Annotated in this window: 19 protein-coding genes; 9 read left to right on the forward strand and 10 right to left on the reverse strand. The window is 67.9% G+C overall.

Translation table 11 applies throughout. From position 1 onward, the window contains the following. Nucleotides 1–35: 35 nt before the first annotated feature. From AQ619_RS01060 to AQ619_RS01070, 3 genes are read right to left on the reverse strand one after another with little or no spacing between them, the layout of a single operon-like run. On the reverse strand, nt 36–470 hold the full coding sequence (locus AQ619_RS01060) for an HPr kinase/phosphorylase (protein ID WP_062143024.1): 435 nt from the start codon (nt 468–470) through the stop codon (nt 36–38). Then, nucleotides 467–2068, reverse strand: coding sequence for an ATP-binding protein (locus AQ619_RS01065; protein WP_062143027.1), 1602 nt, complete (start codon nt 2066–2068; stop codon nt 467–469). Before AQ619_RS01065 ends, AQ619_RS01060 begins: the two co-directional genes overlap by 4 nt. Further along, a complete protein-coding gene (locus AQ619_RS01070; RefSeq protein WP_062143030.1) occupies nt 2043–2750 on the reverse strand; it encodes a response regulator transcription factor in 708 nt (235 codons plus the stop codon). The genes AQ619_RS01065 and AQ619_RS01070 overlap by 26 nt, the downstream gene beginning before the upstream one ends. Nucleotides 2751–2973: 223 nt before the next feature. On the opposite strand from AQ619_RS01070, the gene AQ619_RS01075 reads away from it, so the two are divergent. Next, nucleotides 2974–4677, forward strand: coding sequence for a hypothetical protein (locus tag AQ619_RS01075; RefSeq protein WP_062143033.1), 1704 nt, complete (start codon nt 2974–2976; stop codon nt 4675–4677). 78 nt (nt 4678–4755) lie between these two features. Further along, the gene (locus AQ619_RS01080; protein ID WP_062143036.1) at nt 4756–5067 is read left to right on the forward strand and encodes an EthD family reductase; all 312 of its coding nucleotides are present in this window, start codon (nt 4756–4758) and stop codon (nt 5065–5067) included. Here the strand turns inward: AQ619_RS01080 and pseC are convergent. Together pseC and pseB are read right to left on the reverse strand one after the other, a co-directional pair. Then, nucleotides 5064–6230 (reverse strand): UDP-4-amino-4,6-dideoxy-N-acetyl-beta-L-altrosamine transaminase, encoded by a 1167-nt coding sequence (pseC, locus tag AQ619_RS01085; RefSeq protein WP_062143039.1) that lies wholly within the window; start codon nt 6228–6230, stop codon nt 5064–5066. The two genes, AQ619_RS01080 and pseC, sit on opposite strands and share 4 nt — an antisense overlap. After that, on the reverse strand, nt 6227–7267 hold the full coding sequence (gene pseB, locus AQ619_RS01090) for a UDP-N-acetylglucosamine 4,6-dehydratase (inverting) (RefSeq protein ID WP_062143042.1): 1041 nt from the start codon (nt 7265–7267) through the stop codon (nt 6227–6229). The genes pseC and pseB overlap by 4 nt, the downstream gene beginning before the upstream one ends. 119 nt (nt 7268–7386) lie before the next feature. On the opposite strand from pseB, the gene AQ619_RS01095 reads away from it, so the two are divergent. Then, entirely contained in the window at nt 7387–7797 is a 411-nt protein-coding gene (locus AQ619_RS01095; RefSeq protein ID WP_062143044.1) for a hypothetical protein, read from the forward strand. Here the strand turns inward: AQ619_RS01095 and AQ619_RS01100 are convergent. Further along, nucleotides 7794–8279 (reverse strand): nucleoside deaminase, encoded by a 486-nt coding sequence (locus tag AQ619_RS01100; protein WP_166504107.1) that lies wholly within the window; start codon nt 8277–8279, stop codon nt 7794–7796. The genes AQ619_RS01095 and AQ619_RS01100 overlap by 4 nt on opposite strands. A 50-nt stretch (nt 8280–8329) precedes the next feature. Here AQ619_RS01100 and AQ619_RS01105 point away from each other — a divergent pair, with 50 nt between their 5' ends. Continuing rightward, nucleotides 8330–9688, forward strand: coding sequence for a pseudouridine synthase (locus AQ619_RS01105; protein ID WP_062143047.1), 1359 nt, complete (start codon nt 8330–8332; stop codon nt 9686–9688). A gap of 29 nt (nt 9689–9717) precedes the next feature. Here the strand turns inward: AQ619_RS01105 and AQ619_RS01110 are convergent, their stop codons facing one another. Next, complete coding sequence (locus AQ619_RS01110) at nt 9718–10692, reverse strand: CPBP family intramembrane glutamic endopeptidase (RefSeq protein WP_062143050.1); 975 nt, start codon at nt 10690–10692, stop codon at nt 9718–9720. Nucleotides 10693–10816: 124 nt separating this feature from the next. Here AQ619_RS01110 and AQ619_RS01115 point away from each other — a divergent pair, with 124 nt between their 5' ends. Together AQ619_RS01115 and rsmD are read left to right on the forward strand one after the other, a co-directional pair. After that, nucleotides 10817–11443, forward strand: coding sequence for a TMEM175 family protein (locus AQ619_RS01115; protein ID WP_062151133.1), 627 nt, complete (start codon nt 10817–10819; stop codon nt 11441–11443). Next, nucleotides 11443–12006 carry a 16S rRNA (guanine(966)-N(2))-methyltransferase RsmD gene (gene rsmD / locus AQ619_RS01120; protein ID WP_062143053.1) on the forward strand — a complete coding sequence of 188 codons (564 nt, stop codon included), beginning with the start codon at nt 11443–11445 and terminating at the stop codon, nt 12004–12006. The genes AQ619_RS01115 and rsmD overlap by 1 nt, the downstream gene beginning before the upstream one ends. Nucleotides 12007–12269: 263 nt before the next feature. On the opposite strand, the gene AQ619_RS01125 is transcribed toward rsmD, so the two are convergent. After that, nucleotides 12270–12833, reverse strand: coding sequence for a hypothetical protein (locus AQ619_RS01125; protein WP_062143056.1), 564 nt, complete (start codon nt 12831–12833; stop codon nt 12270–12272). Nucleotides 12834–12982: 149 nt separating this feature from the next. Here AQ619_RS01125 and AQ619_RS01130 point away from each other — a divergent pair, with 149 nt between their 5' ends. The 3 genes from AQ619_RS01130 to AQ619_RS01140 are packed head-to-tail and all read left to right on the forward strand — an operon-like array spanning nt 12983 to nt 14766. Further along, nucleotides 12983–13624 (forward strand): HAD-IA family hydrolase, encoded by a 642-nt coding sequence (locus AQ619_RS01130; RefSeq protein ID WP_062151136.1) that lies wholly within the window; start codon nt 12983–12985, stop codon nt 13622–13624. Nucleotides 13625–13657: 33 nt separating this feature from the next. Continuing rightward, nucleotides 13658–13939 (forward strand): 4a-hydroxytetrahydrobiopterin dehydratase, encoded by a 282-nt coding sequence (locus AQ619_RS01135; RefSeq protein WP_062143059.1) that lies wholly within the window; start codon nt 13658–13660, stop codon nt 13937–13939. Between the two features lie 41 nt (nt 13940–13980). Beyond that, a complete protein-coding gene (locus tag AQ619_RS01140) occupies nt 13981–14766 on the forward strand; it encodes an SDR family oxidoreductase (RefSeq protein WP_062143062.1) in 786 nt (261 codons plus the stop codon). A 137-nt stretch (nt 14767–14903) separates the two neighbouring features. On the opposite strand, the gene spdR is transcribed toward AQ619_RS01140, so the two are convergent. Beyond that, entirely contained in the window at nt 14904–15461 is a 558-nt protein-coding gene (gene spdR, locus AQ619_RS01145) for a stationary phase response regulator transcription factor SpdR (RefSeq protein ID WP_062143065.1), read from the reverse strand. A gap of 76 nt (nt 15462–15537) precedes the next feature. Beyond that, a complete protein-coding gene (locus AQ619_RS01150) occupies nt 15538–16938 on the reverse strand; it encodes an ActS/PrrB/RegB family redox-sensitive histidine kinase (protein WP_062143068.1) in 1401 nt (466 codons plus the stop codon). Nucleotides 16939–16955 lie beyond the last annotated feature (17 nt).

Consider the following 16955-nt stretch of genomic DNA (forward strand, 5'->3'; position numbering starts at 1 on the left):
CGGGAGGAGCCGCGCGGGCGGACTTGATACGCTCGTTAGAGTCCGACTCCAAGATGCTCCAGCATGCGTCTGATTTTCGCGGGCGCAGCGGGTTCCAGAGGCCACAGGTCGAAAACGGGAACATCCAGACCGCAAATCGTCGTGACCTGTTGTGGCGGCAGGCGTTCGACGGCCTCAGGGGCCGCAAGGCAGCGCACCACAAGGGCGATTTCGGCGAAGGCGAGGTCCGGGGTCTGGATCACGCCCAGGCCCCGGACCTCGATCAGACCGGCCAGCGAATCAGGGGCCCGGCCATAGGGCCGCCCCCCCGAAGCGAAGACCAGGGTGCGATCATCGGCCACCAGATGGAAGCCTTCGGCGAGGGCGCGCAAGGCCAGGTCGCTCTTGCCGATCCCCGAGGGGCCCTCGATCAGCACCCCGCGCCAGCGGCCGGCCAGGCGTCGGGCGATCAGGCCGGCATGACGGATCACTCGCGCGATTCCGGAAGATCGACCGTGAACCGCGCGCCCTGCCGGCTACCGTCGGGGCCCAGGCGGTTCTCGGCCTTCAGCTCGCCGCCATGAGCCTCGACGATCTGGCGGGCGATGGAGAGGCCCAGACCGGAATTGCCGCCGAACGCCCGACCCTTGGGCCGCGAGGTGTAGAAGCGCTCGAAGATGGTCTCGAGGTTCTCGCTCGGGATTCCCGGACCGTCGTCCTCGATCGTGGTGATCAGCCGGCCGCGCGTCCGGGTCAGGTTGACGCGGACCTCGCCGTCGGCAGGGCTGAATGAGCGGGCATTGTCGATCAGGTTGCGGAACACCTGTCCGATCGGGGTCTCGCGGGCCATCAGCCGGGCCGGAGCCCCTAGGTCACCGGTCGAGACGCTGACCCTCACGCTGTCCGGTGCCTCGCCCGGTCGAAGCTGGGCCTCATAGAGGCTGGCGACCTCGGCCAGCAGCCTGGCCAGGTCGAGGGCCTTGGGGGCCTCGCGCGACAGTTCGGCATCGAGCCGCGAGGCGTTGGAGATGTCGGTGACCAGCCGGTCCAGGCGGTTGACGTCATTCTGCAGGATGGCCAGCAGACGGGCCCGGGCCACGGGGTCGGAGACCAGGTCGAGGGTCTCGATCGCCGAGCGGATCGAGGTCAGGGGATTCTTGATCTCGTGGGCGACATCGGCGGCGAAACGCTCGATGCCATCCATCCGCTCCGACAGGGACCGGGTCATCTCCTCAAGGGCGCGGGACAGGTCGCCGATCTCGTCCTGGCGACGGGCGATGTCGGGCAGGGAGATGGCGCGCGCGCCCTGCAGCCTGACGCGGTCGGCGGCGCGGGCCAGACGCAGCACCGGCTGGGCGATCAGGCGGTGCAGCAGGATCGACGAAATCAGGGTTGCGGTGATGGCCACCAGGATGAAGGGCAGCAGAGCCCGCCGTTCGGCGGCGATGATCGCATCGACATCGCCCGCCTCGAGGGTCAGGACCCCCAGGACGGCGCGTACATGCTGGATCGGGATCGAGACCGAGACGACCCGGTCGCCGTTCTCCGAGATGCGGGTGCCGGCCACCATGGCTCCGCGACGGGCCTGGGCGACCTCGTCGACCAGGGCCTTGCGGGCCTTTTCGGCCTTGGCCTCGGCGGCCGGATCCTTGTGGGCGGACGGGTCGCTCTGTCCGGGCTTGCGGGCCGGGGGCAGGACCTTCCATTCAACGCGGTCGGCGACCACGAAGCTGTCAGCCAGAACATGCCCCTCGGCGTCGAACAGCCGCGCCCGCTGCGAGCGCGGGATGAACAGCAGCTGGAAGATGGCGCTGGCCGCATAGGGGTCGAGGCCCGGCTCCGGCTCGCCCACCGTCGCCGACTGGTCGATGACATTGGCGATCAGCTCGCCCTGGGTGGTCAGGCTGTCGATCCGCGCATTGACCAGGCCACTGCGCAGCTCGTTGAGCACCAGGGCCCCGATCACCAGGATCGCCAGGGCCATGATGTTCAGGCCGATGATCAGCCGACCCAGGCGCGAGCCGCCAGGCCAGGCCCAGCGACGGCGCGGCGGCGCGGCGGGATCAGGCTTCGCGATAACGGTAGCCAACGCCGTACAGGGTCTCGATGGAGTCAAATTCGGGATCGACCTGGCGGAACTTCTTGCGCATCCGCTTGATGTGGCTGTCGATCGTGCGGTCGTCGACATAGACCTGATCGTCGTAGGCGGCGTCCATCAGGTTGTCGCGGCTCTTCACGAAGCCGGGACGCTGGGCCAGGGATTGCAGCAGCAGGAACTCGGTGACGGTCAGGCGGACGGGCTTGCCGTCCCACAGGCTGTCATGGCGGGCCGGGTCGAGGGTCAGCTTGCCGCGCTTCATCATCTTCGAGCCGGCCAGGCCGGCGGGGATCGAGGGCTCCTCGTCCTCGGGACGGGCCCGGCGCAGTACGGCCTTGACCCGCTCCAGCAGCAGACGCTGGCTGAAGGGCTTGTGCATATAGTCGTCGGCCCCGAGGTTGAAGCCGAGGATCTCGTCGATCTCGTCGTCCTTCGAGGTCAGCATGATCACCGGGATCTCGGAGGTCTGGCGCAGGCGGCGCAGCACTTCCATGCCGTCCATGCGCGGCATCTTGACGTCGAGGATGACCAGGTCCGGGGCCTGGCTCTCCACCGCCTCGAGGCCCGAAGCGCCGTCATAATAGGCCTTGACCGTATGGCCATGGCTTTCGAGGGCCAGGGAGACCGAAGCGACGATGTTCTCGTCGTCGTCAATGAGGGTGATAGCGGCCATGGAGCCTGTCTTGTCCTTAGAGTCCGTCTGCGATGCGATCCTATCGACCGCCCGTCCTGGCTACAACGCGTTGCGCGGCAAAGCTTTCCAGAACCTTTGAGGCCCCAGAATGGCGCGATTGCGGCTATCGCGCCCCAGGCCGCACGGGGCAGGACCGTTGCCGGCCTCAACCTCGCTTTAAGGTCTTCTATCCCATAACCGGGGCTCGGGGAGCCCCTAGCCCATGAGCGATGTCCATTACGAACTTTTCGTGCGCCGCAGGGTCGGTGCCCAGTGGACCCTGGAAATGGCCACGGAAGTTCGCACGGCTGCGCTTCAGAGCGCCGAGGAATGCCTGATTTCGAACCGCGCGGTCGCCGTTCGGGTCAGCAAGGAAACCCTCGATCGCGAGACCGGTGAATACAAGTCCATCGCCATCTTCACCAAGGGCATGGTCGACGGCGGCAAGCCGAAGAAAGAGGTCCAGGACCTGGACCCGCTCTGCGTCCAGCCCGCCGATCTCTATACTGCCCATGCCCGTGACCGGATCGGCCGCCTGCTCGAAGGCTGGCTGGCCCGCAACAATGCCACCCCCTTTGAACTTCTGCACCGGCCCGACCTGGTCGAGAAGCTGGAAGCCTCCGGCACCGACCTGCAGCATGCCCTGCAGAAGATCGCCATTCCCGAGGCCGAGGCCCGGGGCATGTCGGTCCATGAACTGATCCGCAACTTCCAGGCCCTGGTCGACCGCTCGGTCGCCAACCTGATGAAGGCCTTCAAGAAGGGCCAGCTACCGGACCTCGACAAGGAAGGTTTCGCCAAGGCCGCCCATCGCCTGGCCGGCGATCCCGACCGCGCCTTCCTGCTGGGTGCCGGTGTGGCCGCCTCGATCGCGCCGGGCGTCAGCTGGTCCGACAAGATTTCCCGCCTGCTCGATCTGGCCGACGCCGCCCCGACCGAGCCCGGTCCCCGCGCCCTGGCCCTGCACGCCATCGAACAGCCCCTGGCCGAGATCATCGGCTCAAGGGCCGGCATGGCTGACCTCCTGGGTACCGCCGACGACCTCGGCTCGACCCTGGCGGCCATGACCCGCCTGACCGGCGGGGGGCAGGTCGAGGCCCTGATCCGCATGCAGTCCCAGGTACGGGCCTGCATGCCCGAGCTGTCGGGCACCGCCAAGCGGCTCAGCGAGTGGCTCAATGGCGACCATTTCGCGCCGGTCCGCGCCTCGATCGCGAGGCGGGTCCTGGCCGAACTGAACGGCGTGCGCCGGCTCAAGCCCACGGATGCCGAGGCCGAGATCGAGTATCTGCGCGCCCTGGCCATGAGCCTGACCGCCGCTGCCGGCCGGATCCTGCCGCCGGAAGACATTCAGGCCGCCTTCACCGTCCGTTCCAAGACCCTGCTGAACGGCGAGTTCATCGAAGCCCTGCTGGGCCGTGACCGGTCGGCGCGCGACGAGATCGGCCTGCTGATCCGTCTGGCCGAGAACGTCATGGGCGCGGTCAACAAGCGTCAGGCCGCCCGCTGGCTGAGCGCCAATATCACGGCCCTGAGGTTCGAGAAGGAACTGCGCCAGGGCCCCGACTCGCCGGCCGCCAAGCTGTCCAGCCTGGCCGCCCTGCAAAAAGCCATCGTTCGCTCGGGCCTGGTCCGCGAAGACTACGAGCCCCTGTGTAAGAAGCTGGGCGAGCTGGGCTCCCTGGTCGAGGCCGACAGCCGGCTGCTGGCCATGCTGGTCCGGGCTCCCGCCCCCCTGGCCCACCGCCTGGCCCTGCTGGTCAAGCTGGCGACGGGCGAGGCGGGTCCGACCGGCCCGGTCGCCGACCGCGCCAAGGTCGAGGCCTTCAAACTGGCCCGTGACCCGGCGGCCCGCGAGGAACTGGCGGCCTCACCGGCGACCATGGAACTGCTCAAGGGCCTGATGCAGGGTGCCCAGGCCGCCTGAGGTCCTTGCGACCAGGCCCGTAATGCCTAAGCTGCCCGCCAAACGGCACCGCTACGGTGTCCGATCGGGGGCGGAACCATGGTGATCCTGAGCGTGCTCTATGCGGCAGCCGATGGCGCGCATTTCGACCACGACTATTACAACGCCACCCATATTCCGCTGGTTCACGAGGCCTTCGCTGCCACGGGCCTGACGGGTGTCCAGGTGTTCAGGGGCCTGTCGGCCGGCGATGGTAGTCCCGCGCCCTTCATTCTCATGGCCCATCTGGCGTTTCGGGATGCTTCGGCCCTGCAGGCCTCGATGGGCGGATCGCGCGCCGCCGAGGTGCTGGCCGATGTGGCCCGGTTCACCAATGTTCAGCCGACCACCCAGGTCAGCGCCCTGATCTAGAGCGCCAGAACCCTGGCCAGGGCCGCGACCACCCGGTCGACATCCCCGTCGGCCATGGCCGGATAGAGCGGCAGGGTCAGACAGCGGTCGTACCAGGTCTGGGCGCCGGGCAGGTCGAGCGTCCCGTAGCGCTGCACATAATAGGGCTGCTGGTGGACCGGGATATAGTGGACCTGGCTGCCGATCCCGTGCGCCTTGAGCCCGTCGACCACCGCCCGGCGGCTGGTGTCCAGGGCGTCGAAGTCGATCAGGACGGTCAGCAGGTGCAGGGCCGGGTCGGAATGGTCGGGGCGGGAGGCCAGCCGCACGTGAGGCGACAGGGTCTGCAGCCGCTCGGCATAGAGTGCGGTCAGGGCGCGGCGACGCGCGACGAAGCGGTCCAGCTTGGCCAACTGCGACAGGCCCAGGGCGCAAAGAATGTCGGGCAGGCGATAGTTGAAGCCGAGCTCCGGCATCTCGTACCACCAGGGATCGCTGCCCGCCGGACGTAGCATGCCGTGCCCACGCAAAGACCTCGCTCGCGCGGCCAGGTCGGCGTCGTTGGTGGTGAGCATGCCGCCCTCGCCGGTGGCCAGGGTCTTGACCGGATGGAACGAGAAGCTGGCAAAGGCCGAATAGGCCCCGTCGCCGACCGGGTGGGCGACGCCGTCGAAGGTGGCGATAGAGCCCAGGGCATGGGGCGCGTCCTCGACCAGCACCGCCCCGGCCGCGCTGGCCATGGCCCGCATCGCCGGCAGATCACAGACATCGCCGCGCAGGTGGACCGGCAGGATGGCCCTGACCCGGCGGTCGCCGCAGCGCGCCAAGGCCTGGGCCAGGGTGTCCGGCGTCATCAGGCCCGACTGCGGGTCGACATCGGCAAACACCACCTCGGCTCCGACATAGCGGGCACAGTTGGCGGTCGCCAGGAAGGTGATCGACGGCGCGATACAGACATCGCCCTCGCCGACGCCCAGGGCCAGCATGGCCAGGTGCAGGGTGGCGGTGCCGTTGCTGACGGCGATGGCATGGGCGGCACCGACCTTGTCGCGAAAGGCGGTTTCGAAGGCCTCGACCGTCGGGCCGGTGGTCAGGAAGTCGGCGCGCAGGGCTGCGGCCACGGCGGCCACATCGTCATCCTCGATGGTCTGGCGGCCGTAGGGAAGGAACGACGTCCCGGTCATGACCCGGCCTTTTCCTCCAGCATGGCCAGCAGGCCCTCGGCCGACAGCCAGTCATCATTGTTGTCGCTGCTGTAGCAGAAGCCCTCAGCCGCCGGCCGGGCACCGTCCTCGGGCCCGAAGCGCTTGCGCGGATATTCGACGAAGGTCGGCTCGATCACATAGCGGTCGGCCAGTTCGACCGTGGCCCGGGCGTCGTCGGCGCTGATCATCATCTCGTGCAGCTTCTCGCCGGGCCGGATGCCGATGACCTTGACCCCGGCGGTCGGCGACATGGCCTTCACCAGGTCTGGCATGGTCATGGACGGGATCTTGGGCACGAAGATCTCGCCGCCGCGCATCAGGTCCAGCGACGAGAGCACGAAATTGACGCCCTCGTTCAGGGTGATCCAGAAGCGGGTCATGCGTTCGTCGGTAATCGGCAGTTCGGTCGCGCCCTGGGACAGCAGGCGCCGGAACAGCGGCACGACGCTGCCGCGCGAGCCGACCACATTGCCGTAACGGACCACCGCGAAGCGGGTGCCGATGTCGCCCGACAGGTTGTTGGCGGCCACGAAGGTCTTGTCCGAGGCCAGCTTGGTGGCCCCATAGAGGTTGATCGGGTTGCAGGCCTTGTCGGTCGACAAGGCGACGACCTGTTTGACGCCATTGGCCAGGCTGGCCCAGACCACATTCTCGGCCCCCAGCACATTGGTATGGATGCACTCGGAGGGATTGTACTCCGCCGCCGGCACCTGTTTCAGGGCGGCGGCGTGGATGACGATATCGACCCCGCGCAGGGCCAGGGTCAGCCGTTCGCGGTCGCGCACATCCCCGAGGAAGAAGCGCATCTTGGCATAGGTCGCGTCGTCGAACTGCTCGCGCAGTTCCAGCTGCATGTCGCTCTGCTTCAATTCGTCGCGGGAGTAGACGATGACCTTTCGCGGGCTCGACAGCTTCAGGACCGTCTCGATGAATCGTCGGCCGAAAGACCCGGTGCCGCCGGTGACCAGGATCACCTTGCCGTCGAGATCCAGGGATTTCGGAGAGAAACGGCTCATGATCAGCCTCCTGTCGCCCCCGCCGCGAAGATCCGCGAGGCGTGCGATTCGTGGTTAACGCCCCAATGTCGCGCGGAGGCGTAAAGAGGACGTCAACCACGTTGCGCTAAGCGTGGACCATGCGCCGCGCCCTGACCCTTCTTCCGCTCATCCTTGCCAGCGCCCTGATGGTGTTGCCGGCTCCGGCCCTGGCCAATTCCGGCAAGAAGGAGGAGAAGGGCCCCGCCGTCACCTACTTTGCCCTGCAGCCCCTGACGGCGGTCGCCCTGCGGCGCGACGGCCGGCGCGGCGTCCTGACCCTGGAGGCCGGCATCGAGGCCAAGGATCCCAAGGTGATGGAGCGGGCCCAGCAGTCGCAGCCGCGTCTGCGCGCCGCCTTTGCCCAGGTACTGATGACCTATGCCGCCGGCATGCGCCGTGGCGACCCGCCGGATGTCGACTATCTGTCGCGCGAAATGCAGAAGACCGCCGACAGGGTGCTGGGCAAGCCGGGGGCCCGCGTCCTGATCGGCTCGGCGCTGATGAACTAGGCCGACTTCCCGCGCCGGGCGCGGAAGAAGCCCCGCAGCAGGTCGGCGCTCTCCTGCGCCAGCACCCCGCCGGTCACCGCCGGCCGCCAGTGGCAGGTCGGCTGGGCAAAGAACTGCGGTCCATGGACGACGGCACCACCCTTGGCATCCTCGGCCCCGAACACCACCCGGCCGATCCGGGCATGGCTGATCGCCCCGGCGCACATGGCGCAGGGCTCCAGGGTCACGACCAGGGTGAGGTCGGTCAGGCGATAGTTGCCCCGCTTCGCGGCCACCTGCCGCATCACGGCGATCTCGGCATGGGCCGTCGGGTCGTGAGCGGCGATCGGGCCATTGCCGGCCGTGCCCAGAACCTCGCCGGTCGCCGGATCCAGGATCACGGCCCCGACCGGAGTCTCGCCCGCTGCGGCGGCCGCTCGGGCGGCCTCCAGGGCCAGCCGCATCATGGCCTGGTCTTGATCGTCCTGAGGATCGGTGCGCATTTGCCCAAAAGCCCATCGTGAGATGCGCCCAGCCCCCCGAAGGAACGCGAATGACCAGCACGCCCCATGACCCCCTATACGATCCCGGCCAGGACGGCGACCTCGACGATCCGTCGACGGGCGAACGCGTGGCCAAGGCCCTGGCCCGCGCCGGTGTGGCCTCGCGCCGCGAGGTCGAGCGGCTGATCGAGGCCGGTCGTGTCGCCATCAATGGCAAGGTCCTGACCACGCCGGCCGTGAAGATCGGCCCCGGGGACTTCCTGACCGTGGACGGCAAGCTGGTGGCCGAGCGCGAGCCGACCCGGCTGTTCCGCTACAACAAGCCGACCGGCCTGATGACCACCCATAATGATCCCAAGGAACGCCCGACGGTGTTCCAGGCCCTGCCGCGCGAGCTTCCGCGCCTGATCTCGGTGGGCCGTCTTGACCTCAATTCCGAAGGCCTGCTGCTGCTGACCAATGACGGTGAGCTGTCGCGCAAGCTGGAGGCCCCGAACAATGGCTGGGTGCGCCGCTACCGGGTCCGCGCCTTCGGCAATACCGACCAGGCCCGCCTGGATCGCCTGAAGGACGGCGTCACCATCGAGGGCATCCGCTACGGCTCGATCGAGGCCAGGCTCGACAAGGCCCAGGACAAGGCCGGCGGCAAGAACGTCTGGATCACCATTGCCCTGACCGAGGGCAAGAACCGCGAAATCCGCCGGGTGCTCGAGCACCTTGACCTGAAGGTCAATCGCCTGATCCGCCTCTCCTACGGCCCCTTCGCCCTGGCAACCTTGATGCCGGGCCAGGTCGAGGAGGTCGGTCCCCGGGTGATCCGCGAACTGCTGGCCGGATTGGTGGCCGAGGAAGACATGCCCACGGGCGACAAGCCGCAGTTCATCGGCGTGGCCGATCCGCTGCACGCGCCGGGCACGCCCAAGGGCGGTGAGCTGCAGCGGCGGGCCATCAAGTCGGCCCCCCTGCCCAAGGTCGCCGAGCCGGGTGAGCGCACGGTCGAAAAGCCCGTCTACAAGCCGGGCTGGGCCAAGCCGAAGAAGAAGGTCGTTATCGCGGGGGCCAAGCCGGTCAAGCGCGCGCCCAAATCGATCGAGACCAAGATGATCGGCCCCAAGCCCGATCATTTGGCACCGCGCGGGGCCAAGGGGGCGTCGGCCGCCAAGTCGTTCGGCGCAAGGGCCGCAGGGGGTGTAGCGACCGCCAAGCCTTTCGACCGCGCCGCGCCCAAGCCTTCCTCGGCCAAGCCCACGACGGCCAAGCCCTTCGCCGGCAAGCCAGACGGGCCCCGGTCTGCCGGCAAGCCGGCCGGGGGCAGGCCCGGTGGCAAGCCGACACGCTCGGGTCCTGGCGGCTTTTCCGGCAAGCCCGGGCCGAAGGGACCGGCCAAGGGTCCCAAAACGCCACGCTAGCGGTCAGCACGTTCCGGCGGTGAGGCCGTTCAGGAGGTTGCCGGGCTGCTGCCGCCGAAGGCGCGGGTGATGGCCGGCCAGCGCACCACGGCCTCCGCCAGCAGGGCATAGCCGACCCCAAGGCCCAGGGCCCCGATCAGGGCGGCGGCCTGCAGGGGCTGCGCGGTCTCGGGCGTCAGGGACAGGGGCCGGATCAGCAGCAGGATAATGATGTTGTTGGCCGCATGGGCCCCGATTGCCAGTTCGATGCCGCCGGTGCGCAGGGTCATCCAGGTCAGGCCCGCGCCCATGGCCGCCCGGATCAGGAAGGCCCCGGGACTGGGGTCGAAATGGATGGCCGCGAACACCAGGCCGTTGACCGTCATCAGGATCAGCGGATTGCGGGTGAAGGCCCCGCACTGTTTCAGCAGCCAGCCCCGGAACACGACCTCCTCGGCGGCGGCGGCAATGACCAGAAGCGCGATGGCGAAGGCGACATAGGTCGCGCGGCCAAGGCTGGTGGAGGCCAGATCCAGCACGGGCGGCCTCGGGGGCTCTGCACCCAGCAGCCCGGCGGCCAGGACAAGGACGATCATCACGGTTCCGACCATGACCAGCCCCGCCAGGATCAGGCGGGTACGGAGCAGCGGCGCTCCGGCGGCATAGAGACGGATGGGGCGGTGCATCAGACCGCCGGCGACGCCGATGAAGGCCAGGGCGGCGGCACCATTGGCACCCGCCAGCACCGACAGCAGGAAGAGCGAGGACATCCCCTCGGTGGTCGCCCTCTCCGGATCATCGAACACCGCAAACAGGGCCGCGGCCGTCGGCGCGCCGTCCAGTCCGCTGACCACGACCATGACGATCAGGCAGGCCAGAGCCGCGCCCAGCAGGGCCGCGACGAAGCCGGCCAGCAATCCGACCGGCAGGGTCAGGGCCACCAGCCGCCCGTCACGATCACGCGGGGTCAGGTCCGCGAAGAACCGCGATTCCCGCATTGCCTCGAAGATCACGCCCATGGCCATTGCGTCGTCGACATCCCTGCTCCTGAAGCGACTAAGAAAGCGCCCGGGCAGGGTTGTAAAGGCGCCGACCTTGCCCTCCAGCGCGGACAACGGCACACATCGGTCGGAAGTTCAGGGGATGATCATGAGCGGCACTGATCCGGGCGAGGCGCACCTCCATCGACTGGTCCTGTTTTCGGACGCGGTCTTCGCCATCGCCATCACCCTGCTGGCCATTGAGATCCATCCCCCTGAGCACTGGAACGGCATTCCCCATCTGCTGTCTCTGATGGCGCCGAAACTGGCCGCCTACGCTGTCAGCTTCGCGGTGATCGGGATCTACTGGGTCAGCCATCGCCGGATCTTTTCCCGCCTGGCCAGCGCCAATGGCATCCTTGACACCCTGAACTTCGTGGTGCTGGGCCTGGTGGCGTTGCTGCCGCTGGCCACTGAACTGCTGTGGGAACAGGTCGGCGGCCAGGCCTATCCCGTTTATGTAGCGCTGGTTGGGGCCATCGGCCTGGCCTTGGCCGCGACCTGGGGCTACGCGGCCTTTATCGGCAAGCTGGCCAAACCGGTGCCCTGGCCCGAGGCTGTCTTCATTCTGGCGCGGGTTGCTGTTCTACCCGGCCTGATGTGCGGACTGTCGTTCTTCAGCATCATCTATCCCTGGGGCTGGGCGCTGATGGCGGCCCTGGTGGGCGGGTTCTCCCTGCTGGGGCGCTGGATCTCGCGCCTTTCGGCATCGCCGGCACCGGACACCACGACCTGATGCGTATCGTTTCCGGCCAGTATCGCGGCAAGGCCATCATCGCCCCGCCCGGCGACGCCACCCGCCCCACCTCCGACCGCGCGCGTCAGGCGGTGTTCAACATCCTCGAACATGCCGCCTGGGCCCCGGAGCTGCATGGGGCCCGGGTCCTCGACCTCTTCGCCGGTTCGGGGGCCCTGGGGCTGGAGGCCCTGTCGCGCGGCGCGGCCTTCTGCCTGTTTGTCGAGACGGCCGACCCGGCCCGGGGCGCGATCCGTGAGAATATCGACGCCATGGGGCTGTTTGGCGTCAGCCGGGTGCATCGCCGCGACGCCACAGACCTTGGCCTGCCGCCGTCCAGCGCCGGCGCGCCGTTCGATATCGCCTTCCTCGACCCGCCCTATGCCAAGGGCCTGGGTGAGAAGGCCCTGGCGCAGTTGCTGGCCCATGGCTGGCTCAAGCCGGGCGCGATCGTGATGTTCGAGCGCGGTCGTGACGAGCCCGAGCCCAGCCTTCCCGGCTACACGGTTCTGGACAGCCGGGACTATGGTGCCGCCCGCGTCCTGTTCCTGCGGCTGAGCTGAAGACGGCTCTGCCCTTCCCGGCCCGGGGGGGCGACGGACCTGTCCCAAACTGCGCCAGGTCCTGCGCCTTGGCCTCAGGTCCTAGTAGACGATCCCGAGACTGCTGAGGCCGATGGCCGCCACCACGAAGGCTGCAATGGCAAACAGTTCATAGCGCTTGAAGAAGGGCTTGGTCGGCGTACGCATGTGTCAGGATCCCCCGTCCCAATTTGGCTCGTTGCGACAAGAGGCCCGCAAGGTCCAGGCCATGGACGGGGCGGGATTCACGGCTGTTTTCCCGGCCAGACCAGAAAGCCCTGGGCGTCGCGACCGGCCACCCGGTACTCGACGCGATGCGAGGGGCCGGGACCGTAGCGGGTCTCCTGCCGCTCGATCGCCCCGTAGCCAGAGCCGTAGTCGCTAGCGTAGCCGCTGCTGTAGCTGTAGCGGCTGGCCTCATAGGCCTCTGTGTACTGGGATGAGGCGGTTTCGACCTCGAGCGGCTGCCCGCCATAGCCATAGCCATAGCCATAGCCGTAGCCAGCGCCATAACTAGCGCCATAGTCAGAGCCATAACCAGCGCCATAGCCACCAAGGCCGGAGGCCTGGCTGCCGGGCTCGCATTCGACGCGCTCCCAGCGAGAGGCCCCGCCCGGTCCCGTCATGCGGCGGATCACGCACTGGCCCGGCTGAATGTTGGGCGGCAGCTGTTCGGCCTCCGGCGGCAGGCCCGGCCGCACCAGGGGCGGTCCGCCGCTCAGCCCGTGACCTGGCCCTCCCGCCATGGCGGTGCCGGCGGACAGAAGACTCGCTGCGGCGAGACAGAGCGACAGGCAGGGCAAGATCATGAAACGGCTCCTGAGCCGTTAGGAAAGCATTAAGGAACATGAACGGCCTGCGGGTTCACCTGCTGGGCGAGCAGGGAGTCGCGGGCGGGGACCCTTGCCTCCCGCCAAGCTGCGCCCTACCGTCGATCAAACGGTTGTTTGAGGGCGGTATGGCGATCGAGGCGGTGATCTGGGACTTTGGCGGGGTGTTCACGACCTCGCCCTTCGAGGCCTTCCGGCGCTATGAAGCCGAACGCGGTCTGCCCGGCGATTTCATCCGCACGGTCAATGCCACCGATCCCGACACCAATGCCTGGGCCCGGTTCGAGCGGTCCGAGATCGATGCAGCCCAGTTCGACACCCTGTTCCTGGACGAGGCCACGCGCCTGGGCCACGCGGTGCGCGGTGCCGACGTCCTGCCCCTGCTGTACGGTGATCTGCGCCCCCGGGTGCTGGCGGCGATGCGGGCCTGCAAGGCCCGGTTCAAGGTCGGCTGTATCACCAACAATGTCTCGGCCGGACACGGGGCGGGCATGGCCTCCTCCGAAGACAAGGCCGCCGCGGTCAGCGCGATCATGAGTGACTTCGAGGTGGTGATCGAAAGTTCCAAGGCCGGGGTCAGAAAGCCCGATCCGCGCATCTATCTGATGATGTGCGAGGCCCTGAACGTCGCGCCGGAACACTGCGTCTATCTCGACGACCTGGGGGTCAACTGCAAGCCGGCGGCCGCCCTCGGCATGACCGCGATCAAGGTCTCCAGCGAAGATCAGCTGCTCGCCGACCTTGCGAAGGTGACCGGATTGGCGTTCTGAAGAGGGATCATCCCCTTCGCGTCAGGACCTGCCATGTCACGCCCCAAGATCGGTGCCGCCGCCGCTGTTGCACAGCTTTCGGGCTGGAGCGCCGCGCCGGACAAGGACGCCATCACCAAGACCTTCAAGTTCGCCGATTTCAACGCGGCCTTCGGCTTCATGACCCGGGTGGCCCTGATGGCCGACAAGCTCGATCACCACCCCGAATGGTTCAATGTCTACAACCGCGTCGAGGTGCTGCTGACCACCCATGACGCCGACGGGGTGACGGAGCTGGACCTCACCCTTGCGAAGTTCATGGACGCGGCGGCCTGAACCATTCAAACTAATGTTTGAAACATTCGGGAGGACGCCAAATGGCGCAGAACACGGGCCGGGTCGCCGGCAAGAAGGCTTTCATCACCGGTGGAGCCCAGGGTCTGGGCGCGGCGGCGGGGCGGATGCTGGCCAGCCAGGGTGCCAAGGTCAGCCTGGCCGACATCAACCTGGCGGGCGCTCAAGCGGTCGCTGACGAGATCAATGCCGCCCACGGAGCCGGCACGGCTTTCGCCTTCGAGCTGGACGTCACCCAGGAAGACGAATGGATCGCCGTGCTTGAGAAAGCCACCGAGGTCATGGGCGGCCTGTCGGTGCTGGTCAACAATGCCGGTATCGGCGGCGACGGCCCGATCGAGAGTCTGGATTTCGCCCTCTGGAAGAAGGTGATGTCGGTCAATGTCGACTCGGTCTTCCTCGGTGCCAAGCACGCCCTGACCCATATGCGGGCCCATCAGCCCGGCTCGATCATCAATCTCTCGTCGATCGCCGGTCTGATCGCCAACGGCAATTCCCCGGCCTACAACGCCTCCAAGGCGGCGGTCTGGCTGCTGTCCAAGAACATCGCGCTCTACTGCGCCAAGATGAAGCTGGATATTCGCTCCAACTCGATCCATCCGACCTTCATCGACACCCCGATCCTCGATGGCTTCACGGCGCGGTTCGGCAAGGAAGAGGCCCACGCCAAGCTGGCGCGGCAGGTGCCCCTCGGCCGGATCGGCGAGCCCAACGACATCGCCAATGCCGTGCTCTATCTGGCCAGCGACGAGAGCAAGTTCATGACCGGGGCCGAGATCAAGGTCGACGGCGGCATCTCGGCGATGTGATTTAGAAGGGCCAGGTCCTCCCCCTTTGGGGGAGGTCGCCCGCAGGGCCGGAGGGGGCTAGCTGAGCCTAGGCCGAGATGGCCCCCTCAGTCGGCTTTGCCGACAGCTCCCCCAGTTGGGGCGCATCCACCCTTCGACTACCGCGGTGCGCGCTTGGCCAGGATGCGCTGCAGGGTCCGGCGGTGCATGTTCAGACGGCGCGCCGTCTCCGAGACATTGTGTCCGCACATCTCATAGACCCGCTGGATATGCTCCCAGCGAACCCGGTCGGCGCTCATCGGGTTTTCCGGCGGGGCAGGGGCGGCGTCCTTGGCGGCCAGCAGGGCGCGGGCCACATCATCGGCGTCGGCCGGCTTGGAGAGGTAGTCGACCACCCCGGCCTTCACGGCCGCGACGGCGGTGGCGATATTGCCATAGCCGGTCAGCATGATGATCTTGGCATCGGGTCGGGCTTCGCGCACCGCCTCGACCACCTTCAGACCGGTGCCGTCCTCCAGCCGCATGTCGAGCACCGCATGGGCCGGGGCCTCGACCCGCAGCACCGCCAGGGCCTCGGCCACCGAGGCGGCGAGGGTCACCACAAACCCGCGCTGCTCCAGGGCGCGGCCCAGGCGCGTGCGCAGGGGCGCGTCGTCGTCGAGCAGCAGTAGCGTCTTGTCGGGCAGGGCCGCGACCAGCTCACTGATATCCGCCATGAATTCAGCGCCTCCCCGCGCCTAGACCCAGCCGTGTACACTCACAAGTTATCATGTCGTCCTTCCGGGCCAGGCTTCAAGCCCCCGTGTAACCAGGGGCTTCAAGTGCTGACCTCGGCCAACGCGCCGAGACCACCGCCCCGCCGCGCCGACCATTGCGAAAATCCACCGTCGCCCCGGTCCGTTCGAGCAGGGTCTTGGCGATGAAAAAGCCCAGTCCCATGCCGATATGGCCCGTACGCGAGCCCTCGGCCCCCGGCCTTGTGGTGACATAGGGTTCGCCCAGCTTGGCCAGCACCTCGGCGGTAAAGCCCGGCCCGTCGTCGCGAACCTCGATGACAACCGAGCGCTGGTCGAAGCGGGCGATGACCAGCACCTCCGCCCGGGCGAAGTCGACGGCGTTTTCGACGATCGAGGTCATGGCGTGGATCACCTCCGGCCGCCGCCAGATGTCGGGGGCGGTTTCCCCTGACGGCCCATTGACCACGGCCTCGACGCGGACCCCGTGCACCAGGTGCGGCTCGATCACGTCCTGGACCAGCTGCACCAGGCTCATCCGTTCGTGCACGGCGTCCTGGGCTTCGGGCATTTCGGTCAGGCGCTGCAGGATCTCGCGACAGCGGGCCGCCTGGCCGATCATCAGTTCGGCATCTTCGCGCGTCTGGTCATCCGGCGCATTGCGGGCCATTTCGCGGGCCACGACCGAGATGGTGGCCAGGGGCGTGCCGAGCTCATGGGCGGCGGCCGCAGCCAGGGCCCCGAGGGCCGACAGCCGCTGTTCGCGGGCCAGCACCGTCTCGGTGACATTGAGGGCCAGTTCCATCCGGGCGGACTCGCTGGCCGCCTGCCAGGCATAGGCCCCGGTGATGATAATCCCGAGTATCCGGGCCGCTACCATGGCGAACAGCACCGATGGCGGGGGGGGCGGCATGGCCGGGGTCCCCGCCAGGGTCGGCATGGGCATGTGAAAAAAGGCGAGGGCGATTTGGCAGCCTATGGCCAGCAGGGCCAGGCCGAGGGCGAAACGGGCCGGCAGGGTGGCCGCCGCCAGGGTCACCGGCGCAATCAGCAGCAGACAGAAGACGTTCTGCGCGCCCCCGGTCAGATAGAGCAGGCCGGTCATCTGCAGAATGTCGAAGGCGATCTGGGCCGTGGCCTCGCCTTCGCGGGCCATTCTCTGGCCGGTCGAGGCCAGGCCCAGCAGGACATTGAGCCAGGCCGACAGGGCGACCAGCGAGAAACACAGGGCCCAGGGGGCCTGCAGCTTCAGCACCAGCGCGCCGAACAGCAGGGCGGCGGTCTGACCGGCGATGGCCAGCCAGCGCTGGGTCAGCAGGGAGCGTACACGAAGGCGGCCGCGACGCAGCCCGGGTGCGGCCCAGGACCAGTCGTCGTCTTGCGCCGGATCTTCACCCGGCTTATCGAGCCCGTTCGACCGCTGGTCGCTGGGCGTTCTCGCGAACGACACGTCAGCCATACTGCAGGATTGTCCAG

This window comes from Caulobacter henricii (assembly GCF_001414055.1).
GTDB lineage: Bacteria > Pseudomonadota > Alphaproteobacteria > Caulobacterales > Caulobacteraceae > Caulobacter > Caulobacter henricii.